Source organism: Roseburia sp. 499, assembly GCF_001940225.2.
In the GTDB taxonomy this organism is placed as follows: domain Bacteria; phylum Bacillota; class Clostridia; order Lachnospirales; family Lachnospiraceae; genus Petralouisia.
The window spans coordinates 1,030,138-1,053,894 of sequence record NZ_CP135164.1 but is presented as its reverse complement, the minus strand read 5'-3'; the positions used below and the strand labels follow the sequence as shown (position 1 = coordinate 1,053,894).

The window sequence follows — 23,757 nt, the reverse complement described above, 5'->3', positions numbered from 1 at the left end:
TGATGAAAAAAGGGAACCAGTATTTTTACTGATTCCCTTTCATTCTTGTTATGATATATCTACTCCAAGTTTTTCTAGTTCTGTTTCTGCCTGCTCTTTATTTTTAAACCAGATTGCCTGCATACCAGCCTCTCTTGCTGCTATAACATTCTTCTCATTGTCATCCATAAAAACACACTCTTCCGGTTTCAAATTATATTTCTCAAACAGTGTCTGATAAATCTCCGGCTCCGGTTTCGTCTGGCATACTTCAAAAGAAAATACAACACCATCCATATCTGACACAAATGGAAGTTCCTGTTTGGTCATCTCATATCCACGTCTGGAATAATTGGATAAAATATAGGTCTTATAACCTTTTTTCTTGAATTTTCTCACCCACTCTACTGAATAATCGTAGCAATGAATACTCTCGGGAATATTATCCCAGACTAGACGAATTTCCTTCTCATACTCCGGGGCATTCTGGATAAAACCTTCTAAAATCGCTTCATCACTCATACGGCTTCGGTCCAATTCATTCCACATAGGAGATAACGCTGTTGCTTTCGCAACAGCGTCATATGCTTCTCCCGTAATATGTAATGCCTTAAGCATCCGCTCCCAGCTGTATTCCACTAACACATTTCCTACATCAAAGATAATATTACGAATCATACTATTCTCCTCTTATCGATAGATAATGTCATCTCTTCCCGGACCATTAGAAACCATGGTAATTGGGAAGCCAATCTTTTCTTCTACAAACTCAATATACTTACGGCAGTTCTCCGGTAAATCTTCATATTTCTTGATACCACGGATATCACATTTCCATCCTGGCAGTTTTTCCAATACCGGTTTTGCCTTCTCCAACTTCGCAGTAGTTGGGAATTCTGTCGTTACTTCTCCGTCAATTTCATATCCTACACAAACCGGAATCTCATCTAAATATCCAAGTACATCCAATACTGTAAAGGCAACATCTGTTGTTCCCTGAATACGGCAACCATACTTACTTGCTACCACATCAAACCATCCCATACGTCTTGGACGTCCGGTAGTCGCACCGAATTCTCCGCCATCACCACCGCGGCGTCTTAATTCGTCTGCCTCATCACCGAAAATCTCACTGACAAATGCGCCTGCTCCAACGGCAGAAGAATATGCCTTACATACTGTAATTACTTTCTTTATCTCATAAGGTGGAATTCCTGCTCCAATTGCACCGTAAGCTGCTAATGTGGAAGAAGACGTTACCATTGGATAAATACCATGATCCGGATCCTTTAAGGAACCTAACTGCCCCTCTAACAAAATATTCTTTCCTGCCTTAATTGCTTCGTAAAGATAAGCAGAAGTATCACATACATACGGTTCTACCATTTCTCTATAACTGTGAAGTTCTTCTAACAAATCCTCTGGCTTCAGTGCCGGCTTATGATACAAATGCTCTAAAATGACATTTTTAGTTTCGCAGACACGCTCTACCTTTTCCTTTAACAATTCCTCATCAAACAACTCACTGACTTGAAATCCGATTTTTGCATATTTATCAGAATAAAATGGAGCAATTCCTGACTTTGTGGAACCAAAAGATTTCTTGCCCAGACGTTCTTCCTCGCACTGGTCAAACAAAATATGATAAGACATTACTATTTGTGCGCGGTCGGATACAAGAATCTTCGGCATTGGGACATTTCTATCCACAATGGACTGAATCTCTTTAAATAATACCGGGATGTTCAATGCTACTCCGTTTCCGATAATGCTTGTGGTATGATTATAGAATACACCACTTGGAAGAGAATGTAATGCAAACTTACCGTAATCATTTACGATTGTATGTCCTGCATTCGCGCCTCCCTGGAAACGTACAATAATATCTGCTTCCTTTGCCAGCGTATCTGTAATCTTTCCTTTTCCTTCATCGCCCCAGTTGGCTCCAACAACAGCCTTTACCATGTTTGAATTCCTCCTTGTGTTTTAACCTTTTTACTTCACGATTATACAGGAAATATACGCATAAGTAAAATCAATGTTTATTATATTTGTTATAACTTCTACTTATCTTTTCCCATCATATTTAGTAACTGTTGTGCCGCGGCAGACATAGGTATCCTTTCATCTGTAACCACGCAGATTTTCCTTTTTGGAATCTTTTCTTCAAATTCGAGTAAAAACAGTTCCCCTGATTTTAAATAATCTGTGGCAAAATCTTTTACCACACTTGCAATTCCCAATCCTTTTACAGCAAATTGAATCAGCATATTGCTGGTTGCAAGTTCAAATTCCGGATGCAACACTACTCCGTTTTCCTTTAAAAAACCATCTACATAATTTCTGGTAGACGTTGTCCCCTCCAGACACATAATCGGAAGTTTTTCCAACTGGGCATACGTCAACGTCTTTCCTTTTAGTTCCCCAAAGTTCTTTCCTGCCACAAATACATCTTCTATAGTGCGAACTGCTTCTATTTTCCAGTCATGTTTACTGATAATCGGTGTACTTACCACACCAAAATCAATTTTCCCATCCTGAAGATGCTTTAAAGTCTCAGGAGTTGGTGCATTGGTTACTGTTACTTTTATTCCCGGATAACATCGGTGAAACTGCTCCAGCATCTCCAACAGATAGAACTGCAGTGTCATATCACTGGCACCAATACGAATCTCACCCGTTTCTAGTTCCAGCATCTCTTTAAACTTTCGTTCTCCTTGCTGAATATATTCGTAACCTCGCTGCACAAAAGAATATAGCATTTCTCCTTCTGTGGTAAATCGTACTCCCTTTGGAGTTCTTACAAATAAAGGACTTCCAAGTGCCTCTTCCAGATTCTTTATTGCCTGACTTACGGCTGGTTGTGAAACTGACAATTCTTCTGCCGCTAATGTAATACTTTTCATTTTTCCAACATAATAAAATATTTTGTAGTATTCCAGATTAATATCCATATCTGCTCCTGTTAAGTTATCCGATAATTCATACAGAAAGAAGGAACCGTATTCGACAGTTCCTTCTTCTCAACTTCTATCTATGTCCTCTCTCTATTCCTGAGATGGTAATTTTTTACTACATGCAATTGCCAATGCCCCAGGACCAATGTGACAAGATATACTCAACGACAAGGGATCCAACACAATTTTATGATTTGGATATAACTCCTGAATCTGAGCTCGAAACTCTTCTGCCACTTCCCTATCCTTTGTATATGCTACTTCAATCCACATATTCTCGCCTTCTGCATCGCCAAAACGCTCTGCAAAATCCTTTGCCATTGCATCCAACATAATCGTTTTCGCCTGCTTCATTGTTCTTGCCTTCGCAAAAGCATCCAATCTCTCTCCCTGAATCTGAAGCACCGGTTTTAATTTCAACAATGTTCCTAACGCAGCCGCTGCTGGAGTAATACGTCCTCCTTTTTTCAGATAATACAGGGTATCTAACATAATATAAATACTGGAATCAAACTTTGTCTCTTCCAGATACTCTTTAATCTGTGCTGCGTTCATTCCACGTTCTACCATCTCTAAAGCATCCAATACTGTTTGCTTCTGAGTTACAGAAATTCTCTGGTTATTTACTACCTGAACCTTTCCTTCATATTCTTGTGCTAACATCATTGCTGTCTCACAAGAACTGCTCAACCCACTGGACATAGGTATATATACGATTTCGTCATACTCCTGTAATAACTTGTCCCAGAAATCTGTCACATCTCCTACTGCCGGCATAGAAGTAGATATTTCTGCATTTCCTTCTAACTTCTCATAAAATTGTTCCTGGGTCAGATTGATATCTTCATAAAAAGTCTCGCCATCTATAAAAAAGGGCATTGGGATTACATGTACTCCATATTCTTTTGCCTGATTCTGGGTAATCCCACTGTTACTGTCGGTTGCCACTGCGATTTTACTCACTGTGTTGTCCTCCTTTAAGTTCATTCTGCTCTATATTGTACCATACTTTTTTCAAAGATACAAATACATCATTAATGTCAAAGACCGGGCACTGATTTGCCCGGTCTTCTCTCGATTCTATATATTTTTCAGGAATTACATCATTCCCATTCCACCTGCTCCGCCTGCTGGCATAGCCGGTGCATCTTCTTTGATATTAGCAACCACAGATTCTGTTGTTAACAGAGTAGATGCTACAGAAGTTGCGTTCTGTAATGCACTTCTGGTTACCTTTACAGGATCAAGGATTCCAGCTTCTACCATGTTGACATACTCTTCTGTTGCTGCATTGAATCCAACACCCGGTTCAGATTCTCTTACCTTATTGATGATAACAGCACCTTCCAATCCTGCATTTGCAGAAATGTAATACAATGGTGCTTCCAGTGCCTTTAAGATAACCTTTGCACCGGTCTTCTCATCACCTTCTAATGTTTCAGCTAACTTAGCAACTTCCTTAGATGCATGGATATATGCAGATCCACCGCCTGCGATAATTCCTTCTTCTACTGCTGCTCTGGTTGCATTCAAAGCATCTTCCATACGAAGTTTGCTTTCTTTCATTTCTGTTTCTGTTGCAGCACCTACACGGATAACTGCTACGCCACCTGCTAATTTTGCAAGTCTTTCCTGTAATTTTTCTTTATCAAATTCAGATGTTGTTTCTTCAATCTGTGCTTTAATCTGTGCAATTCTGGACTGAATAGCATCCTTATCACCTTCACCGTCTACGATTACAGTGTTTTCCTTCTGAACTTTAACGGATTTTGCACGTCCTAACATATCTAATGTAGTTTCTTTTAAGTCTAATCCAACTTCTTCAGAGATTACCTTACCACCTGTCAAAATTGCAATATCCTCTAACATTGCTTTTCTTCTATCACCATATCCAGGAGCCTTTACAGCTACTACATTGAAGGTTCCACGAAGTTTGTTTACGATTAAGGTTGTCAGTGCTTCACCTTCTACATCTTCTGCAATGATTAACAGTTTTGCACCGGACTGTACTACCTGCTCTAACAGTGGAAGGATTTCCTGAATGTTGCTGATTTTCTTATCAGTAATCAGGATATATGGATTATCTAAAACTGCTTCCATCTTATCCATATCTGTTGCCATATATGCGGAAACATATCCACGATCAAACTGCATACCTTCTACTAAATCAAGCTCTGTCTGCATGGTCTTAGATTCTTCAATAGTAATAACACCATCATTAGAAACCTTTTCCATAGCATCTGCTACCATGTTTCCTACTTCTTCGTCTCCTGCAGAAATTGCTGCAACTTTTGCAATCTGGTCTTTTCCGTTTACCTTGCTGCTCATTGCTACAATCGCTTCTACAGCCTTATCTGCTGCCTTTTTCATACCACGTCTTAAGATAATTGGGTTAGCTCCGGCTTCCAGATTCTTCATTCCTTCTTTTACCATTGCCTGTGCTAAAACAGTAGCTGTTGTAGTACCATCTCCGGCAACATCATTTGTCTTGGTTGCTACTTCTTTTACCAGCTGTGCACCCATATTCTCATATGCATCTTCCAACTCGATTTCTTTTGCAATTGTAACACCATCATTTGTAATTAAAGGTGCGCCAAAAGATTTATCCAGAACTACATTTCTTCCCTTAGGTCCAATAGTTACTCTTACAGTATCTGCTAATTTATCTACACCAGCCTGTAATGCTGCTCTTGCTTCTGTGCCGTATTTAATTTCCTTTGCCATGATTCTCTATCTCCTTTTCAATTATTTCATAATCAAATAAGTTCTTTTCTTGCCAATCACTATTTACTAATCAGCTACTACTGCAAGAATATCATTCTGCTTTACGATGATATATTCTTCTCCGTCAAGCTTTACTTCATTTCCTGCATATTTGGAATAAATAACCTTATCTCCTACTTTTACATGCATAGTTACTTCTTTTCCATCTACGTTTCCACCAGGTCCTACTGCTACTACTTCAGCTTCCTGTGGTTTCTCCTGTGCGGAACCTGCTAAAATGATTCCAGACTTTGTAGTCTCTTCTGCTTCAAACTGTTTCAATACAACTCTGTCTGCTAATGGTACTAATTTCATTACAATTCCTCCTTGTTGATAAATCTGTTCTATGCATAACTTTTTGTGTTATTAGCACTCATTTGATTCGAGTGCTAACGTTCATGTACTTAATGTAACACTACGCATTTTCTTTGTCAATACAGAATTTTATATTTTATAAAAAGTTTATACTTTTGTTACGGTAAAGCAGTGCAAAAAAGTAAGAACAATTATGGGCAAGCTTGTTTGCAACTGTAATTGTTCTTACTTTTTTATAGTGCGCAGCGCTCAAGCGAGCGATTCCTCGCGAGCTTGCACTGCTTTTTCTATTATTTCACAGCCTCAAGCGAGCGATTCCTCGCGAGCTTGCTTGGCTTGTGGCGTTTCCTTTCTATCTTTTCACAGGTGGATTCTTCTTAATATACTCCTCCATGATTCCTGCTGCTATTCTCACCAACTGTTCACAAGGACGCTTCTTATAATATTCCCCGGTACGCTTCTCCGGTTTCGGCTCATCTCTCTTCTTATCTAATCCCAATAATTCACGACAAACAATGGAACCATTTTCTGCCTCATATGCCTTTGCAAGTTCTTGCACCCTTGCATAATGTTCTGACTTTCCCTCATAATCTTCCGGATTATCATAACCATACAACACACCTGCTACCATAGCCATTCCGCTGACTGCTCCACATACTTCACGCAATCTCCCAAGTCCTCCTCCAAAAGAAGAACTCAGTTTTAATGCCGTCTCCTTGTCTAAATCATAGAAATCTTCAAACGCAAGAAATACCGCTTGGGCACAATTGTATCCTGCTTTGAAATTCTCTCCTGCTATTTTTGCATATTTACTCTCTTCATACTTCATCTTATGATTCTCTCCTTCGTTTCATTTGTCGTTCTGAAATTATTTTTAAATTATATCACACTCCATCGCCCTTTTCTACGCTCTCACTGTCCGTATTAAAATTGTATTAATCTTCCGGTCTTTTGCCTCTCAAATCAAATGATATGTGCTATACTGATTTGAGATTTAAGCAGAAAGGAATGGAACAACTTATGCCCTATTTTCAGAACAAAAAAAAATATATTTACCATATATACTGTACTTTAATTGCAATTTTAATCTGTGTCAGCACTACATGCCTTTCTAAATTTTTATATCATCTTGGCATTGATACAGAAAATCTTCTTATGTTGTTCTTAATTGGAGTACTGCTTTCTACCGTATTGACTCGCGGATATCTCTATGGCTTTATGACTGCAATATTAAGTGTATTTCTCTTTAATTATTTTTTCACAAAACCGCTTTACACTTTTGCAATGAGTGACCCACAAGATATTCTGCTGATTACCTTCTTTTTACTTGCTGCCTTAATCTGTGGTCTTCTGTCCTCTAATTTTCAGCGTCAAACAGAAATTGCCCGAAAAAATGAACAGACAGCTCAATTAATGTATGAGATTACAGAAAGCTTTTTAAATCTTGCCGGAACTGAAAATATTGTAAATAATGCTATGAATTATCTGACCGGACAGGCTAACATGGATTGTCTGATTCATTTGGATGAAAACAAATTCGAAGGTTCTCCAACCTGTTTTTTTTCCTCTCCTGACTATCAGAGTCTTCCCGCAGAGGAACTTTATTGTCTCCCTATAAAAGGACTTTCTACACAGATTGGCTCCATTTATTTTATCCATCCACTACCGGAAGAAGCCGGCACCCGAAAGCTTATCTATCATATTGTCTATCAAATGGCATTAGTACTAGACCGTGAATATGTATATTTGGAGCGTGAAAAAATGAAACTTGCCATGGAAAGTGAACACTTAAAAACCACACTGCTCCGAAGCATTTCTCACGATATACGAACTCCCCTAACCGGTATTATGGGGGCTGCCAGTGTTATTACAGAAAACATTGATACCCTTTCTTCTTCCGACATTGCCAGCCTTGCTTCTGACATTACGGAGGAATCTTCCTGGCTGATTATGACCGTTCAGAATATATTGGATATGACCCGTATCAGTGATGGAAAACTTACGGTTTCCACAGAATATGAAGCAGTAGATGATTTGATAAATCAGGCCATTTCAAGACTTCCTAAGGTTTATCCCCGTAACCGTCTCACCGTTTCTATGCCGGAAGAAATTCTTCTGGTTTCTGTAGATGGAAAACTATTTGTTCAAGTGTTATTAAATCTTTTGGATAATGCTTACAAGCATTCCGGAAGTGATACTCAAATCTCTCTTTCTGTATATCAGAAAGACACTAACATTATATTTGAAGTTTCCGACAATGGTATCGGCATAGAGTCCTCTATTCTTCCTTCTATTTTTGACGGTTTTGTTACACGACCGACTCACATAGCTGATAAAGGACGAGGTGTAGGACTCGGATTATTTATATGCAGAGAAATTCTTCGTGCCCATGGTGGAACCATTATTGCTTCTAACAAAAAAGCCCCGGAACACGGAGCCATATTTACAATTTCCCTGCCATTTCAGGAGGTTTAACTTATGAATACTAAAATTCTTTTAATTGAAGACGATCAAAAAATTGCTAATTTTATTACACTTTCCTTAAAAACACAAGGATATCAAATTCTTACTGCTTCTACCGGTCAAGCAGGTATCATGGCATTTTGTACACAAAATCCCGATATCATCATGTTAGATTTAGGACTCCCGGATATGGATGGAACCGACATTATTCCACAAATCCGCCAGATTTCTCAGATTCCTATTCTTGTTGTCTCCGCTCGGGAATTTGAACAAGATAAAATTGCTGCTCTGGATGCCGGTGCTAATGACTATGTAACAAAGCCTTTTTCCATGGGAGAACTTCTGGCGCGTGTTCGTGTTATGGAACGCTTTATCTCCCATGATGATATTACAAAGCCCGATACCATCTATCATTTTGAAGAACTGACTGTTGATACCCAAAGAAGACGTATTTTTCTGGGTGAAGAGGAAGTTCATCTAACTCCTATGGAATATAATCTTTTACTTCTGCTGGTGAAAAACCATGGAAAGGTCATCACTCACAGTCAGATTATGAAGGAGGTATGGGGGTACTCTGAAAACGGAGATGCCAAAAGTATCCGTGTCTGCATGGCCGGACTGCGCCGCAAAATAGAAAAAGATACTTCCCATCCCCGTTTCATCTTAACTGAAATCGGAGTGGGCTATCGCTTTATGGACCAATAATTAGCATAACCGAAATACATCACCGGAACGCCCAATTACTACGATGTGATCATTTGCTTTAAACACATAATTTCCTCCCGGAGCAGGATTCAAGGTATTTTCATTTTTCACCGCTACAATATTAACATTATACGCTTTGCGTACATCAATTTCCTCAATGGTTTTTCCCTGCCATTGAGGTAGAATCGGAATTTCAAAAATAGAATAATCTGATGTCAATTCAATATAATCAAAGATATTTGCTGCGTTATATCGAACTGCAAGTTTTTCTGCAATTTCCTTTTCCGGATAAAACACTTCATCTGCTCCGATTTTCTTCAGAAATTCTGCCTGTCGTTCTCTACGGGCTTTGGATGCTACATGCTTTGCTCCGAACTCTTTTAAAATAGATGTAATTTCTAACGACGCATAAAAATCCTCCCCTATCGCTACAAAACAATAATCAAAATTATTAATACCTAAGGAACGAATTACTCCTTCATTGGTACAATCTCCCACAAAAGAATTTGGAAATATTCCGGATAATTCTTCAATAATCGCCTCATTTTTATCTACTACCATAACATCATTTCCAAGTTCCTGCATCTTTGCCGCCAGATGCCTTCCTAATCTTCCCATTCCTATAACAAGTATTGACTTCATACATTTTCTCCTATCCAATTAGTATTTTTTCTTCCGGACGCTTTAATGGCGCCTCTTTTTTTCTTTCTCCAAATAACAGTAAAAACGATAATGCACCTATTCTTCCACCGAACATCAGTACAATCAAAATAATTTTCGAAATCATTCCCAGTGTAGATGTTATTCCAAGAGATAATCCCACCGTTCCTATCGCTGAAATGGATTCAAACAGAATCGTTGACATACTTGTATGCTCAACGAAACAAATCAGCATAGTCGCTGCTAACACTCCGGTTATATAAGCCACAACAATGGTACATGCCTGACGTACCTGACTGCTTTCCAAACGTTTTTTAAAAACAGTCACATTATCTCTTCCTTTTCCCATGGCTTGCACCATTAAAACAACTGCAGCCAATGTCGTAGTTTTTATTCCTCCTGCGGTGGACCCCGGGCTTCCACCAATAAACATTAATATCATCGTAAGCAATTGTCCTGACTGAGATAATTCTTCCAGATTTCTGGTATTAAATCCTGCTGTTCTTGTGGTAACAGACATAAACATGCTGGACATCCATTTTTGCCCTTCATTTAGATTTCCCATGTTTCCACGTTCCAGAATATAGTATCCAATGGTTCCTGCCAGCAACAAAATTCCTGTTGTTACCAGTACAAGCTTTGCATGAAGCGAATAATCCCGAAACCGGAACTTATGCTTAACAATTTCATTCCATACCCAGAATCCAATTCCTCCAACGATAATCAGAGCCATAATAACTATATTAACCACAACATCTGTTTCGTATGAGGTAAAAGAAGAACAAGGTTCATATTTTCCCATCAAATCGAATCCTGCGTTACAGAATGCCGATATGGAATGAAAAATTCCATAATAAATACTTTCTCCTAACCCCATCCGCTTGTGAAAGCATATAGCAAGTATTACTGCGCCAATTCCTTCCACCACAAAAGTACCCAGCATAATACTTTTTATCAGCTTTACGACTCCACTCATACGCATATTTCCAGCAGACTGCATTAAAATTCTTCTCTCATGAATGCTAATCTTACGCTTTAAGAACACTGCCATCATTGTAATGATTGTCATAAGTCCAATTCCACCAATCTGTATCATCACAAGAATCACAATCTGTCCAAACGTACTCCAATATGTAAATGTATCATGCACTACCAGTCCTGTTACACAAGTAGCACTGGTTGCAGTAAATACTGCATCTCCAAATGGTGTGACCTGTCCACTTTTCGTTGCAATCGGTAAAGAGAGCAGAATACTTCCTGTCAATATCACCAAAATAAAACTTAAGGCAATAATTCTAGTATAGCTAAGTTGGTACCACATTTTCTTATTCATTTTTTTCTTTTCCTTCCTGCTCCTCTTGTTGTTGGTATAAGTTCTCAAACTCTTGGTACATTTCCTCTGTAAAGTGCTCCTCCGTCATATAAAATCCTTCTATTTTATTTGCTATTCTAAGACACAACAACATAATTAAAAGCGTTGCGGGCAACAATAACCATTCCATTCTGATTCCTGCTTTCCAGATATTTTTTTCTACGTCTTATTATGCAAAATTCTATATAAATTTGGGATATGCATTTTCTATCTGATACCAGTATTCTATTATTTTTTTCTCCTTTTATCTTTATACAATCTTAACACTAACGACAAAAACAGGCAGTCATAGAAAAATATTTTCTATGACTGCCTGCCACGCTAAACCTTATTTATCCTTTTAAAAATCCTTCAATGATTTTTTCTTCTGCCTGCTGCTCTGTCAATCCAAGCGTCTGAAGCTTCAATATCTGCTCGCCTGCAATTTTTCCAATCGCTGCTTCATGAATCAAAGATGCATCGATATCACCTGCAAACAACTCCGGTGCTGCATTTACTCTTCCACTTCCAACCAGAATAGCGTCACATTCTGAATGTCCGGTACAACGACAATTTCCTTTAATCACCGAATGATACTCCTGATAAGATTCTCCCTTTGCTACAGAACGGGATACCAAATCTACTCCGGAATCTTCTCCGTCCATGGAAACGTTAAAATCGCTTTTTGCCAGCTCTTTTCCATCGGTCATAATACGTTCCCGGATAATAAGACGTGCCCTTGCCTTTAAAGAGGCTGTTGTCTTACGGTCACTCTGGTCTACGCCACCAATCTGAAGTGTATCCATCTCTAATACAGAATCTTCTTCCATATAGATATCCGTAACAGGGTCAATTTTCCTTAAACCCTTTCCTGTTCCGGTTCCGATGTGTTTCTCTTGATACAATACATGAGCACCTTTTTCTAAGAAAAATCGATGAATACCATTATGCTTTGCCACACCTTCGTTATCCGTGTGCACACCGCATCCTGCTACAATAATAACATCAGCTCCTGCACCTACATAAAAATCATTGTATACTAAATCATCTACATTTCCATGAGTTACACATGCCGGAATATAAACTGTTTCCCCTTGAGCCTTGGAACTAATGTGGATTACAAGTCCCGGTCCATCCGTCTTAGATTCAATTACTATATTTTCAGAAGACTGTCTTCCTGCACATTCACCATTTTCTCGAATGTTATAGGCACCTTTGAACTCTCCTTTGAAATCTGAGACCTCGCTTAATAGCTTTTTGGTAATATCATTCATGGCTAAATCCTCCCTCCCGGTCTTTTCCTAATGGGCAACGGCTTGCCTTTTCCTGACTCAAAAGCTCCGGCAGCACCTCAGCACGGTCACCTGCCTTACGGACTTTTCCATCTTCTATTACTACCACATAATCTGCAATTTCCAGAATTCTCTCCTGATGAGAAATAATCAACAATGTCTCTCCATACTCCTTTTTCAGTTTCTGAAAAGCATCGATTAAACAAGAGAAGCTCCACAAATCAATTCCTGCTTCCGGTTCATCAAAAATTAGTACCTTAGCACCTTTTCTTGCTAAAACAGTTGCTATCTCAATACGCTTACTCTCTCCACCGGAAAGGCTGGCATCTACGGCACGGTCAATATACTCTTGCGCACACAATCCTACCTCGCCCAGAATACTACATGCCTTCTCTTCCGGCAATTTTTCTTCCGCTGACAGCTCCAATAAATCCCGCACCGTCAATCCCTTAAAACGTACCGGCTGCTGAAAGGCATAACTGATTCCCTTCTGAGCTCGTTCTGTAATACTACATTCTGTAATATCCTCTTTATTTAAAATAATATTTCCTGAAGTAGGCTGTGACAGTCCTGCAATCACTTTTGCCAGAGATGTCTTTCCACCGCCGTTTGGTCCGGTTACTACAGTCATCTTTCCTTCCGGAATGATAAGATTAATTCCCTTCAGAATCTCTTCTCCCGTAGGAAGCTGCCACTTCAAATCCTTTAATTCCAGCATATCCTAAACCTCCTTATGGTTGTCCTTCGTAAACTTTTCTATACTACATGTAGATTTTTCAAAGAAACATCCATAATCGGTGCTGAATGTGTTAATGCACCACTAGAAATATAATCTACTCCAAGTGAAATATAATGTGAAATATTTTCCTTTGTCACATTTCCGGAACACTCAATTTCTGCCTTTCCATCAATCAGCGCTACTGCCTTTTTCATTTCTTCTACGCTCATATTGTCCAACATGATAATATCTGCTCCGGCCTCTAATGCTTCTTCTACCATAGCTACCGTTTCACACTCTACTTCAATCTTGCGTACAAAAGGTGCATATTCCTTTGCCATAAGCACAGCTTGTTTTACGCCTCCTGCTGCGCCAATGTGGTTATCCTTTAACAATACGCCATCAGAAAGGTTATAACGATGATTATAACCGCCACCTGTCTTTACTGCATATTTTTCAAAAATACGATTATTTGGTGTGGTCTTTCTGGTATCTAACAGTTTTACTTTACTTCCCTCTAATAACTTAGCTACAGAGTTCGTATAAGTTGCAATTCCACTCATACGTTGCAAATAATTAAGTGCCGTACGTTCTCCAGATAAAATTGCCCGAATATCTCCGGTCACAGTTCCAATAATCTCACCGTTCTTTACCGTGTCACCATCTTCAAAATTCAGTTTTACACAAATATCTTCATCCAAAAGTTCAAAGACACGCTTAAATACCCAAAGTCCTGCCAACACACCATCCTGCTTACAGATTAAGTGTGCTTCTCCCTTCTGCGCTTTTGGCATTACTGCATTGGTAGTTACATCTTCACTGGAAATATCTTCCCGCAATGCCTGTAAAATCAATTCATCCGCATTTAATGTCATGGTTATGCTGTTCATATTCCTCTTTCATCCTTTCTATTTCCTGACGTACCATCTGCTTATTTTCTTTATTAAATTCATTTAAGTTGACATATCGTCCCGGCTCAAACAATTCTTCTATGTTTTCATTTTCCGGTATTTCTGTCTGCTTCAGTACATCCTGCGCTGCCCGTTCTGCAAACACAAGACTTTCTAATAGCGAGTTACTAGCCAAACGATTGGCTCCATGCACTCCATTACAACACGTCTCTCCTACGGCATACAAATGACGCATAGAAGTCCTTCCCTCTAAATCAGACTGAATACCTCCCATGAAATAATGCTGGCCCGGTACTACCGGAATGCATTCCTTTGTCACATCATACCCTTCTTCTAAACACCGCTTATAAATATTCGGAAAATGACTTAAAATATCTTCCTTTGCAATCGGTGCCATAGATAACCAGACATAAGGCTTTCCATCCTCCGCCATCTGTTTGTTAATCGCTGCTGTTACAATATCCCTCGGCAGAAGTTCATCTACAAAACGTTCCATTTTCGCATTGTATAACAGCGCTCCTTCTCCACGCACAGATTCTGAAATCAAAAAACTTCTACCCGGCTTTTCAGAATACAGCGTAGTAGGATGAATCTGTACATAATTTACATCCTGAAGAGTAATCTTATGTCTTAATGCTATTGCAATAGCATCTCCTGTGATATGCGGAAAATTAGTAGAATGACGATACAAACCGCCAATTCCACCACAAGCAAGTACCGTATTAGGTGCCGTCAAAATATCCACTTTGCCATCCGGCAACTGTACTACGAGTCCATAACATACATTGTCTTTGCACAAAATATCCAACATCGTGGTATGTTCATATAACTTAATATTTTTGCGTTCCTTTACCCGTTCTAATAACGTTCCGGTAATCTCTTTTCCGGTAATATCTTCATGAAAGAGAATTCTTGGTCTGGAATGTCCGCCCTCTCTGGTAAATGCCAATTCCCCGTTTTTTCTTTCAAAGTCAACACCATACCCAATTAACTTCTGGGCAATATGCTGAGAACTGCGAATCATCACTTCCACCGATGCCTTATTATTCTTATAGTGACCTGCCTTCATGGTATCTTCAAAATACCCATCAAAATCCTCTTCTGACCGGAGCATACACATGCCCCCTTGTGCCAGGAACGAATCACTGCTTTCCGCATCTTCCTTTGTTATAACTGTTATCCTCTTATCCTCCGGAAATTGCAAGGCACAGAACAACCCCGCTGCACCTGTTCCAACAATTATAACATCTGTTTCTCTTTCCATTTCCTCACCTACTTTGCCAGTTCCAGCATTCTGTCAAGTGCATTTACAGAACTTTGCCGTACTGATTCCTCTAACTTTACTTCTCCACTGCCCTGTTCCAGACAGTCCTTCACTTTTTCTAACGTAACCTTTTTCATATCCATACAGCACTGTCCGGATATAATTTCATAAAATGTTTTTTCCGGATACCGCTCCCGCAGTTCATACATCACACCACTTTCTGTCCCAATCAAAAAGCTTTGTGATTCATCTTTTCCTGCATACGTAATAATTTCAGAAGTACTTCCGATAAAATCTGCCAGTTCTACAACTTCCTTTGGACATTCCGGATGTACCAAAAGTTTTGCTTCCGGATGAGCAACCTTTGCTGCCTTAATATTCTCTACATCAAACTTCTGATGCACCGGGCAAAAACCATCATTAAAAATAAAGTGCTTGTCCGGTACCTTTGCTGCAATATAACTTCCCAGATGTCTGTCCGGAATAAAAAATATATTTTTATTTGGTAATTTTTTAACAATCTTCATTGCATTGGCACTAGTCACACAAACGTCAGAATGTGCCTTTAATTCTGTAGTAGAATTAATATAGCATACCACTGCTACATCATCATATTCCTGACGTACCCGTTCAATATCTTCTACCCTTGCCATATGTGCCATAGGACAATCTGCTGTCATATCCGGGAGAAGCACCCTTTTCTCCGGATTCAATATTTTAGCACTCTCGCCCATAAAAGAAACTCCTGCAAAACAAATGGTCTGCTGTGGAACTTCCGTTGCAATCTTGCTTAAATAAAAAGAATCCCCCACATAATCTGCGATTTCCTGTACTTCATCTTCGACATAGTAATGAGCTAAAATTACCGCATCTTTTTCCTGTTTCAGAGCCTGTATCTGCTCCTGCAATTTATTCATATCAGCCTCCTGCTTATCCTCATCCTTTTTCCGCCCATTATAGCACAATAGCGGACTACTGACAAGATGATTGTAAACCTCTTACTTCTTTACGCCTTTTCCGTCACGATTTGCTATACGCAATCTGTGCAATGCAATTTCTTTTCCTTTGGTTTCGATGTTCTTCTCTTCCTCTTCCCCTAATAAATATACTGCTTCCAGCTTATCCTTCGGGTCTATCTTCATACCTCGAACACCTACGGCACCTTTCTTCTTCTCCGGTACATCTCCTGCCGCAAACCGCAGATACATTCCTTTTTCAGTTCCCATAATGATTGTTTCACCTTCTGTACCTGACACCGGCTGTATCAACATAACAGTTGCTCCCTCGTTCAGCTTGGTTGCTGCCGTAGTACGTTTGGAAACATCAAACTCTCCACCATCTACCTGCTTCAGCATACCATCACTACTTGCAAATAACAGCTTACGTCCCAGAAGATTTCCAATGCTTTCAATATAAACTATATTTTCTTCACTACTACTGTAATTACTTACATTATCAATCGGAGTTCCTTTATCTCGGAACTTTCCATATGGCAGGTCTAATACTTTTACCATGTGCATCTGTCCCTTGTCCGTAAAAATACAAAGACGGTCCGTGTTCATACAATGGATAATGTATTTATTTTCTGCATCTGCCGCCTCTTTATTTCGCTCATAGGCAGACACATCAATGGTTTTGGCATATCCAAAACGGTCCATCAAAAGAATTACAGGAATTTCTTCTATTTTCTTTTCTTCAAAAACTGCTTCTGCGGCATTTTCGATAGCAGTTTTACGCTCCACTGCATATTCTTTTTTGAAACCATCCAGTTCTTTGATGATAACCTTTGCCATTGCAGCACGGCTTCCTAAAATTTCTTCATATTTTTCAATGTTCTGTAAGGTAGTCTCATGCTCTTTCATTAAAGCCTCAATTTCCAAACCAATCAATTTATAGAGACGCATCTCTAAAATTGCAGTCGCCTGACGCTCTGTAAAGTTCAACTGCTTGGCATCTGCCTCAGAACCTTTATAACGGAACTCAATTTTTTCCGTATTACCGTTCATCAGACAGTCCTTCGCATCTTTGATATTCTTAGAACCTCTTAAAATCTCAATAATCAGATCGATGACATCACATGCCTTGATCAAACCTTCCTGAATCTCTTTTTTGTCCATTTCTTTTGCAAGCAATGTCTTGTACTTTCTGGTAGCAAGTTCATACTGGAAATTCACATGATGCCGTACAATAGAAACCAGACCCATAGTCTCCGGTCTTCCCTCTGCTACCGCCAGCATGTTAACTCCAAAGGTATCCTCCAAACGAGTCTTCTTATAGAGCATATTCTTTAGGTTCTCTACGTCTGCACCTTTGCGCAGTTCTAAGACAATGCGGATTCCCTCTTTCGAGGACTGGTTAGAAATATCCACAATATCATTTGTCTTTTTTGTCTCTACCAAACTGTACACATCATTTAAAAACTTTCCGATATTAGCACCAATCATGGTATACGGAATCTCGGTAATAACCAGACGTTCTTTTCCACCTTTTACCTGCTCTACTTCCACTTTTCCACGAATTTTAATTTTTCCCATACCGGTTTCGTAGATATTAAGAAGATCATCTTTATTTACAACGATTCCTCCGGTTGGAAAATCCGGTCCTTTGATGTATTCCATCATTTCCTTAGTTGTAATATCCGGATTCTTCATGTATGCCTTGACGCCTTCAATTACTTCACCAAAATTGTGAGGCGGTATACTGGTTGCCATACCTACGGCAATACCATCTGCACCATTTATTAAAAGGTTTGGTACTTTTACCGGAAGTACAGAAGGTTCTTTTTCTGTTTCATCAAAGTTTGGCACAAAATCTACTACATCTTTATCAAGGTCTGCAAGATATGCTTCTTGGGTAATTTTCTGCAAACGTGCTTCCGTATAACGCATAGCAGCAGCTCCGTCTCCCTCGATAGAACCAAAGTTACCGTGTCCGTCTACTAACGGCATTCCTTTCTTAAATTCCTGTGCCATCACTACCAAAGCTTCATAAATAGAACTGTCACCATGTGGGTGATATTTACCCATGGTATCTCCCACGATACGGGCACATTTACGATAAGGCTTGTCATATCTTATTCCAAGTTCATGCATATCATAAAGAGTACGGCGCTGTACCGGCTTTAAACCGTCTCTTACATCCGGTAACGCTCTTGCAATGATAACGCTCATAGCATAGTCTATATAAGACTTCTGCATAATTTCCGAATATTCGGTTCTTATGATCTGTTCATTCTCCTGCATATTTATTTCCTTTCTATACGTCTAACTCAGCATCATGGGCATGTTCATGGATGAATTCACGCCGTGGTGGAACCTCTGTTCCCATTAGCATTTCTGTTACATCCGATGCCATTCTTGCATCTTCAATTTCTACTTTTTTCAGAATTCGCGTTTTCGGGTCTAAGGTTGTCTCCCAAAGCTGCTGGGCATCCATTTCTCCAAGACCTTTGTAACGTTGTAAGGTAAATGAACCTTTATGTGTCTTACGATACTTTTCTAATGCCGCATCATCATATAAGTATTCCTCTTCTCCCTTGGATGGAATTGCTTTATAAAGTGGCGGCATTGCAATATAAATATGCCCTTCAAAAATTAATTCCGGCATAAACCGATAGAATAATGTCAAAAGTAATGTAGAAATATGCGCACCATCCACATCGGCATCGGCCATAATAATAATCTTGTCATAACGAAGCTTGGTAATATCAAAATCATTACCATAACCTTCGGAGAATCCACACCCAAAGGCATTTATCATGGTCTTAATTTCTGCATTCGCTAACACCTTATCGATACTTGCCTTTTCTACATTTAATATTTTACCACGAATAGGAAGAATCGCCTGGAAGTTACGGTCTCTTGCAGTCTTTGCGGAACCTCCCGCAGAATCTCCCTCTACAATAAATATTTCACACTTAGATGCATCTCTGCTCTCACAGTTTGCCAGTTTTCCGTTAGAATCAAAAGAAAATTTCTGTTTTGTCAAAAGGTTCGTCTTGGCTTTTTCCTCGGTCTTACGAATCTTTGCTGCCTTTTCCGCACATGCAATTACGTTTTTCAGTGTATCCAAATTCTTATCAAAATAAAGCTGAATCTCTTCTCCAGTTACTTTACCCGTAGCCCTTGCCGCATCCTGATTATCCAACTTTGTCTTGGTCTGTCCTTCAAATCTCGGTGCAGGATGTTTTACGGAAACAACTGCTGTCAAGCCATTTCTTACATCTGTTCCGGTAAAGTTTGCATCCTTTTCCTTTAAAATACCAAGCTCTCTGGCATAATTATTGATAACAGTGGTGAAAGTTGCTTTAAATCCGGTCAGGTGCGTTCCGCCTTCTGCGTTATAAATATTATTACAGAATCCCAGTACATTCTCATGAAACTCATTGGTATATTGAAAAGCTGCTTCTACGATAATGCCTTCGCTTTCTCCCTTAAAATACACCACATCATGCACTACTTCTACCTTTTTATTTAAATCCTTGACAAAGCCGATAATGCCTTCTTCCTCATGGAATTCAATATGTTCTGTCTCTTCGCCACGTTTATCTTCATATATAATAGTTAAGTTCGGATTCAAATAGGCAGTCTCATGGAGACGGCTCTTTACATCATCTTCTTTAAATCTTGTCTTTTCAAAAATCTCCGGGTCCGGTAAAAAGTTAATCTTTGTTCCGGTCTTTTTGGTATTTCCCAAGGTAGGAAGCAGTCCATTTTCCAGTTCTACTACCGGATTTCCCTTTTCATAACGATCATGGTGTATTTTTCCGTCCAAATATACCTCTAAATCCAAATAAGTGGACAATGCATTTACAACAGAAGAACCCACACCATGTAATCCACCACTGGTCTTATAGGCATCATTATCAAACTTTCCTCCTGCATGCAGTGTGGTAAATACCAGACGTGCCGCAGAAACACCCTTAGCATGCATTCCTACCGGAATACCTCGTCCATTATCCTCTACCGTACAGGAACCATCCGCTTCCAAAGTTACTTTGATGGTATCACAGTAGCCTGCCAGATGTTCATCCACGGAGTTATCTACGATTTCATAAATCAGATGATTAAGTCCCTTTCTGGAAACACTTCCGATATACATACCAGGTCTTTTCCGTACAGCCTCAAGCCCCTCTAAAACCGTAATATTCCCGGCTCCATACTCCTGTTTCTTTGCCATTTCCTTCTTCCTTTCCTTTTTCATCTATATTATTTCATCTTACGCTCTAATCGATAGTATGTTCTATTTTTCCTAAACGTTCCTAGTATAACACAATATTTTGTGGTTTGCAAAATTTTTCCACAAAAAAAAGGCTGATCTACAACCTTTTTATTATGTATCATTCTCACACAAGTCATCATAAATTTGATCTATTTCATATTGTGCATCTCTGCTATAATCATTTTCTTGATGCCACCACGCTATCATATCCACTATTTCTTCCTGATTCTCCATCATATACTCAATGGTCAGCTTCCCTTCCGGCAACTCCATATACCCTATAGACTCTGCATACTGTTTTCCGCTTCCATTTAACATATACTCGTTAAATGCATCTATTTTTCGTTGCGTCTCGCCTGTTGTGGCTATCTTAGTCAGATGACCATCCTTCTGTTCTTCCTCTGTACACGGAACATATATAAGTGCAAACTGTTCCATCATGCTTCTTTGATTCCAGTTATTTTCCCGCTTGTACTCTATATTTTGCCACTTATCAAACTTACTATTAATAAAACCTTCAAACTTCTGCCACAGACTTTCTTGTCGAGTTGCATCCGCGATTTTCTCCTCCCAGTTGGTCTTTCCGATTCCATTAAAAGCTACAAGCAACAATACCAAAATGCTTGCTCCCAGTATTATGTATTCAGACACTTTTCTTTTCTTCATTCTAAGCCCTCCCCATTCCTACTTATAGATATCAGCATATATTTCTGCTTCCGGAAAGGCCTCTTTTAATCTTTGTACTTCCTTCTCATTCGCTGCCAATGGTGTATTATCAACCCATATCACCTCAATCTCTTTTAACTGAAGTAAATCATCGGCTGTTTCTATGGAACTATAGCACAAATCTATTCTTTTCAATCGTGGAAGCTGTGAAAGAACAGAGTAATCCTTCACATTACTATGACAAATTGATACTTCTTCTAAATTCTTACACCCTTTTAAAAAATCTATGTTATATATATCACATTTTCCATATGTATTTGTAAACATAAAACTTTTCAGATTTCTCAGCTTAGGCAATACTTGTGAAAGTTCTCTCTGAAACTCTTCCACCTGCTCTTCCTTCATCTCTTGTTCCTGAACCGCCAGCCTCACTGCATAGTCTGAAGTATCTGCACCAGCATAGTCAATAATATGCAATTCCTCTAATTTTTTACATTTTTTTATATCTTCCAGCGTCGTATAATTCTGCGGATTCCCAATGGTCAGCTTCTTTACTTTAGCAAGATCCCGGACACGAACATCCTCTACTGTCACAGGATATCCATATCCTATAGAACCACAAATGGAGATTCCCATGTTAATATCCTTAAAACGTACTCGACTATTTTCATGAATAAAATAGGTAACAAGACATATGATACTAGCGATTAATATTCCGCTTACGATATGCTTTTTCTTCCATTTCTTTTGCACTTCCATTTTATACCCCTTTTCTTCCTCTCATCTTTATTATCCACTCCGTTACTCTATTTCTCTGCTTCTTTCCACAAGTCCTCGTGCTCTGCCTTCTTGTCTCGAAGCATCAGCTCTGATACAGCCTCTCTTGCCGGCTTATCTTCAAACAACACCTGATTCACCTGTTCAATAATCGGCATTGAAATATGATACTTTGATGCCAACGCCATAGCTGCCTTGGCAGAATAAACTCCCTCTACTACCATCTGGACTTCATCCATAGCTTCCTGCATGGTCTTTCCCTGTCCAATAAGGATTCCCGCACGACGATTTCGGCTATGCATGCTGGCGCAAGTTACAATCAAATCACCGATTCCTGTGAGACCACCTAATGTCTCCTGCTTTGCGCCCATTGCCACAGCAAGTCTGCTGATTTCAGCAATTCCTCTGGTAATAAGTGCAGCCTTGGTATTATCTCCGTATCCTAAACCATCTGCCATACCTGCTGCAAGGGCAATAACATTCTTTAATGCTCCACCTAACTCAATTCCCAGCATGTCCGGACTGGTATAAATACGAAATTCTTCATTCATAAATATATTCTGAACGTATTCTGCCGTCTTTTTATCATGTGCACCTACAACACAAGTGGTTGGGATGCCTCTTCCAACTTCTTCTGCATGGCTTGGACCTGATAAAATCGTTACATTTGCCTGTGGAATCTCTTCTTCAATTACATCAGACAAAATCTTAAGACTACTTTCTTCGATTCCCTTACCTACATTAACAATCAACTGTCCCTCTGCAACCAATTCCTTCATATTCTTTGCGGTACTTCTTACATACACGGAAGGAACTGCCAGAACCAGAAGATTTTTTCCTTGAATGGCTTCTTCCAGATTTGTGGTATATTGTATCTTTTCCGAAAGTTTTACCCCTGGCAACTTTGTCACATGCTCATGTTTTTCTTGTAACATGTTGATTTCATCTTCTAAAATCGACCAAATAGTAACCTCATGTCCATTTTTATTTAACACAGTGGCAAGGGCAATTCCCCAACTTCCTGCACCTATTACACTTACTTTTGCCATAATTTCCTCCAACTATTTTTCTTCTTTCTTATGAAAAGAAAGCTTATTTTCCGTTCCACTCAGCAAACGTTTTATATTCGCTCTATGACGCCATAATGCAAGAAGCGTAAATAATCCTCCTACGATATAAACTTCCGGCAATAAATTCGTGTTCACTCCCAACATATTCTTCTGACCAAATATCACAAGCTGAACAAAAAAGCTTATTACTACCAAAATAGACCCAAGGGATACATATCTGGTAATTGCCACCGCACCAATAAAAAGAATCAAACAAACCGGAGCCATAAGCGGATCAAATGCCAAAATGAATCCTGAGGTACATGCAATTCCCTTTCCTCCCTTAAATTTCAAATAAAATGGAAAATTATGTCCTAAAACTGCTCCAAATCCTGCATACATTTCCAACAGTTTTACTCCATCCGGATACTTTTCATGAAATAACAGCCAAGCTATTAACATAGAAAGCATTGCTTTTCCCAAATCTCCAATAAATGTAACAAGTCCTGCCTTCCATCCCAGAGTACGAAGAGCATTCGTTGTTCCTGCATTACCACTTCCCTGTTGACGAATATCAACATTATGCGCCTTTCCATAAATATAGCCAGTCTGAAACAGACCAAAGATATAACCAATAGCAAGACAAATCCCCCTGCTTAAAATCATC

At 39.2% G+C, this 23,757-nt stretch carries 23 protein-coding genes; 2 read left to right on the top strand and 21 right to left on the bottom strand.

What is annotated here, in order from left to right; genetic code table 11:
• Positions 1-48 precede the first annotated feature (48 nt).
• The 7 genes from BIV20_RS05255 to BIV20_RS05225 all read right to left on the bottom strand — a co-directional run bounded on the left by BIV20_RS05255 (position 49) and on the right by BIV20_RS05225 (position 6,843).
• A complete protein-coding gene (locus tag BIV20_RS05255; protein WP_075718760.1) occupies positions 49-657 on the bottom strand; it encodes an HAD family hydrolase in 609 nt (202 codons plus the stop codon).
• Between the two features lie 12 nt (positions 658-669).
• Entirely contained in the window at positions 670-1,944 is a 1,275-nt protein-coding gene (locus BIV20_RS05250; RefSeq protein ID WP_075718758.1) for an adenylosuccinate synthase, read from the bottom strand.
• Between the two features lie 98 nt (positions 1,945-2,042).
• Entirely contained in the window at positions 2,043-2,933 is an 891-nt protein-coding gene (locus BIV20_RS05245) for a LysR family transcriptional regulator (protein WP_075718756.1), read from the bottom strand.
• A 93-nt stretch (positions 2,934-3,026) separates the two neighbouring features.
• Positions 3,027-3,899, bottom strand: a complete 873-nt coding sequence (locus BIV20_RS05240; RefSeq protein WP_075718754.1) for a DegV family protein — start codon at positions 3,897-3,899, stop codon at positions 3,027-3,029.
• 135 nt (positions 3,900-4,034) lie between these two features.
• A complete protein-coding gene (groL, locus tag BIV20_RS05235) occupies positions 4,035-5,660 on the bottom strand; it encodes a chaperonin GroEL (protein ID WP_075718752.1) in 1,626 nt (541 codons plus the stop codon).
• A 66-nt stretch (positions 5,661-5,726) separates the two neighbouring features.
• A complete protein-coding gene (locus tag BIV20_RS05230; RefSeq protein WP_075718750.1) occupies positions 5,727-6,014 on the bottom strand; it encodes a co-chaperone GroES in 288 nt (95 codons plus the stop codon).
• Between the two features lie 352 nt (positions 6,015-6,366).
• Complete coding sequence (locus BIV20_RS05225) at positions 6,367-6,843, bottom strand: C-GCAxxG-C-C family protein (RefSeq protein WP_075718748.1); 477 nt, start codon at positions 6,841-6,843, stop codon at positions 6,367-6,369.
• 179 nt (positions 6,844-7,022) lie between these two features.
• Here BIV20_RS05225 and BIV20_RS05220 point away from each other — a divergent pair, with 179 nt between their 5' ends.
• Positions 7,023-8,489, top strand: a complete 1,467-nt coding sequence (locus BIV20_RS05220) for a DUF4118 domain-containing protein (protein ID WP_158024911.1) — start codon at positions 7,023-7,025, stop codon at positions 8,487-8,489.
• A 3-nt stretch (positions 8,490-8,492) separates the two neighbouring features.
• Complete coding sequence (locus tag BIV20_RS05215) at positions 8,493-9,182, top strand: response regulator (RefSeq protein WP_075718746.1); 690 nt, start codon at positions 8,493-8,495, stop codon at positions 9,180-9,182.
• On the opposite strand, the gene BIV20_RS05210 is transcribed toward BIV20_RS05215, so the two are convergent.
• The 14 genes from BIV20_RS05210 to plsY form a co-directional block, all read right to left on the bottom strand.
• The gene (locus BIV20_RS05210; protein WP_075718744.1) at positions 9,183-9,824 is read right to left on the bottom strand and encodes a potassium channel family protein; all 642 of its coding nucleotides are present in this window, start codon (positions 9,822-9,824) and stop codon (positions 9,183-9,185) included.
• A gap of 10 nt (positions 9,825-9,834) precedes the next feature.
• Positions 9,835-11,175, bottom strand: coding sequence for a TrkH family potassium uptake protein (locus BIV20_RS05205; RefSeq protein WP_075718742.1), 1,341 nt, complete (start codon positions 11,173-11,175; stop codon positions 9,835-9,837).
• Positions 11,168-11,344: a hypothetical protein gene (locus tag BIV20_RS05200; protein ID WP_158024910.1), complete on the bottom strand. Its 177-nt coding sequence runs from the start codon at positions 11,342-11,344 to the stop codon at positions 11,168-11,170. Before BIV20_RS05200 ends, BIV20_RS05205 begins: the two co-directional genes overlap by 8 nt.
• A gap of 202 nt (positions 11,345-11,546) precedes the next feature.
• Entirely contained in the window at positions 11,547-12,467 is a 921-nt protein-coding gene (locus tag BIV20_RS05195; RefSeq protein WP_075718740.1) for a SufB/SufD family protein, read from the bottom strand.
• Positions 12,460-13,203: an ABC transporter ATP-binding protein gene (locus BIV20_RS05190; RefSeq protein WP_075718738.1), complete on the bottom strand. Its 744-nt coding sequence runs from the start codon at positions 13,201-13,203 to the stop codon at positions 12,460-12,462. Before BIV20_RS05190 ends, BIV20_RS05195 begins: the two co-directional genes overlap by 8 nt.
• A 38-nt stretch (positions 13,204-13,241) precedes the next feature.
• Positions 13,242-14,093, bottom strand: a complete 852-nt coding sequence (gene nadC, locus BIV20_RS05185) for a carboxylating nicotinate-nucleotide diphosphorylase (protein ID WP_075718736.1) — start codon at positions 14,091-14,093, stop codon at positions 13,242-13,244.
• Positions 14,059-15,378 (bottom strand): L-aspartate oxidase, encoded by a 1,320-nt coding sequence (locus tag BIV20_RS05180; protein WP_075718734.1) that lies wholly within the window; start codon positions 15,376-15,378, stop codon positions 14,059-14,061. The genes nadC and BIV20_RS05180 overlap by 35 nt, the downstream gene beginning before the upstream one ends.
• 8 nt (positions 15,379-15,386) lie before the next feature.
• Positions 15,387-16,295, bottom strand: a complete 909-nt coding sequence (gene nadA / locus BIV20_RS05175) for a quinolinate synthase NadA (RefSeq protein WP_075718732.1) — start codon at positions 16,293-16,295, stop codon at positions 15,387-15,389.
• An 81-nt stretch (positions 16,296-16,376) separates the two neighbouring features.
• Entirely contained in the window at positions 16,377-18,620 is a 2,244-nt protein-coding gene (locus BIV20_RS05170) for a DNA gyrase/topoisomerase IV subunit A (protein WP_075718730.1), read from the bottom strand.
• A gap of 13 nt (positions 18,621-18,633) precedes the next feature.
• Complete coding sequence (locus BIV20_RS05165; RefSeq protein WP_075719204.1) at positions 18,634-20,556, bottom strand: DNA gyrase/topoisomerase IV subunit B; 1,923 nt, start codon at positions 20,554-20,556, stop codon at positions 18,634-18,636.
• Between the two features lie 153 nt (positions 20,557-20,709).
• A complete protein-coding gene (locus BIV20_RS05160) occupies positions 20,710-21,264 on the bottom strand; it encodes a hypothetical protein (RefSeq protein WP_075718728.1) in 555 nt (184 codons plus the stop codon).
• A gap of 18 nt (positions 21,265-21,282) precedes the next feature.
• The gene (locus BIV20_RS05155; protein WP_075718726.1) at positions 21,283-22,023 is read right to left on the bottom strand and encodes a hypothetical protein; all 741 of its coding nucleotides are present in this window, start codon (positions 22,021-22,023) and stop codon (positions 21,283-21,285) included.
• A 47-nt stretch (positions 22,024-22,070) separates the two neighbouring features.
• Positions 22,071-23,090: an NAD(P)H-dependent glycerol-3-phosphate dehydrogenase gene (locus BIV20_RS05150; RefSeq protein ID WP_075718724.1), complete on the bottom strand. Its 1,020-nt coding sequence runs from the start codon at positions 23,088-23,090 to the stop codon at positions 22,071-22,073.
• A 12-nt stretch (positions 23,091-23,102) separates the two neighbouring features.
• Positions 23,103-23,756 carry a glycerol-3-phosphate 1-O-acyltransferase PlsY gene (gene plsY, locus BIV20_RS05145; RefSeq protein WP_075718722.1) on the bottom strand — a complete coding sequence of 218 codons (654 nt, stop codon included), beginning with the start codon at positions 23,754-23,756 and terminating at the stop codon, positions 23,103-23,105.
• Between the last annotated feature and the right edge of the window lies 1 nt (position 23,757).

Coding starts and splice junctions, on each gene's coding strand:
- BIV20_RS05255 (WP_075718760.1), bottom strand. CDS start 657: ATGATTCGTAATATTATCTTTGATGTAGGAAATGTGTTAGTGGAATAC.
- BIV20_RS05250 (WP_075718758.1), bottom strand. CDS start 1,944: ATGGTAAAGGCTGTTGTTGGAGCCAACTGGGGCGATGAAGGAAAAGGA.
- BIV20_RS05245 (WP_075718756.1), bottom strand. CDS start 2,933: ATGGATATTAATCTGGAATACTACAAAATATTTTATTATGTTGGAAAA.
- groL (WP_075718752.1), bottom strand. CDS start 5,660: ATGGCAAAGGAAATTAAATACGGCACAGAAGCAAGAGCAGCATTACAG.
- BIV20_RS05230 (WP_075718750.1), bottom strand. CDS start 6,014: ATGAAATTAGTACCATTAGCAGACAGAGTTGTATTGAAACAGTTTGAA.
- BIV20_RS05225 (WP_075718748.1), bottom strand. CDS start 6,843: ATGAAGTATGAAGAGAGTAAATATGCAAAAATAGCAGGAGAGAATTTC.
- BIV20_RS05220 (WP_158024911.1), top strand. CDS start 7,023: ATGGAACAACTTATGCCCTATTTTCAGAACAAAAAAAAATATATTTAC.
- BIV20_RS05215 (WP_075718746.1), top strand. CDS start 8,493: ATGAATACTAAAATTCTTTTAATTGAAGACGATCAAAAAATTGCTAAT.
- BIV20_RS05210 (WP_075718744.1), bottom strand. CDS start 9,824: ATGAAGTCAATACTTGTTATAGGAATGGGAAGATTAGGAAGGCATCTG.
- BIV20_RS05205 (WP_075718742.1), bottom strand. CDS start 11,175: ATGAATAAGAAAATGTGGTACCAACTTAGCTATACTAGAATTATTGCC.
- BIV20_RS05200 (WP_158024910.1), bottom strand. CDS start 11,344: ATGGAATGGTTATTGTTGCCCGCAACGCTTTTAATTATGTTGTTGTGT.
- BIV20_RS05195 (WP_075718740.1), bottom strand. CDS start 12,467: ATGAATGATATTACCAAAAAGCTATTAAGCGAGGTCTCAGATTTCAAA.
- BIV20_RS05190 (WP_075718738.1), bottom strand. CDS start 13,203: ATGCTGGAATTAAAGGATTTGAAGTGGCAGCTTCCTACGGGAGAAGAG.
- nadC (WP_075718736.1), bottom strand. CDS start 14,093: ATGAACAGCATAACCATGACATTAAATGCGGATGAATTGATTTTACAG.
- BIV20_RS05180 (WP_075718734.1), bottom strand. CDS start 15,378: ATGGAAAGAGAAACAGATGTTATAATTGTTGGAACAGGTGCAGCGGGG.
- nadA (WP_075718732.1), bottom strand. CDS start 16,295: ATGAATAAATTGCAGGAGCAGATACAGGCTCTGAAACAGGAAAAAGAT.
- BIV20_RS05170 (WP_075718730.1), bottom strand. CDS start 18,620: ATGCAGGAGAATGAACAGATCATAAGAACCGAATATTCGGAAATTATG.
- BIV20_RS05165 (WP_075719204.1), bottom strand. CDS start 20,556: ATGGCAAAGAAACAGGAGTATGGAGCCGGGAATATTACGGTTTTAGAG.
- BIV20_RS05160 (WP_075718728.1), bottom strand. CDS start 21,264: ATGAAGAAAAGAAAAGTGTCTGAATACATAATACTGGGAGCAAGCATT.
- BIV20_RS05155 (WP_075718726.1), bottom strand. CDS start 22,023: ATGGAAGTGCAAAAGAAATGGAAGAAAAAGCATATCGTAAGCGGAATA.
- BIV20_RS05150 (WP_075718724.1), bottom strand. CDS start 23,090: ATGGCAAAAGTAAGTGTAATAGGTGCAGGAAGTTGGGGAATTGCCCTT.
- plsY (WP_075718722.1), bottom strand. CDS start 23,756: ATGATTTTAAGCAGGGGGATTTGTCTTGCTATTGGTTATATCTTTGGT.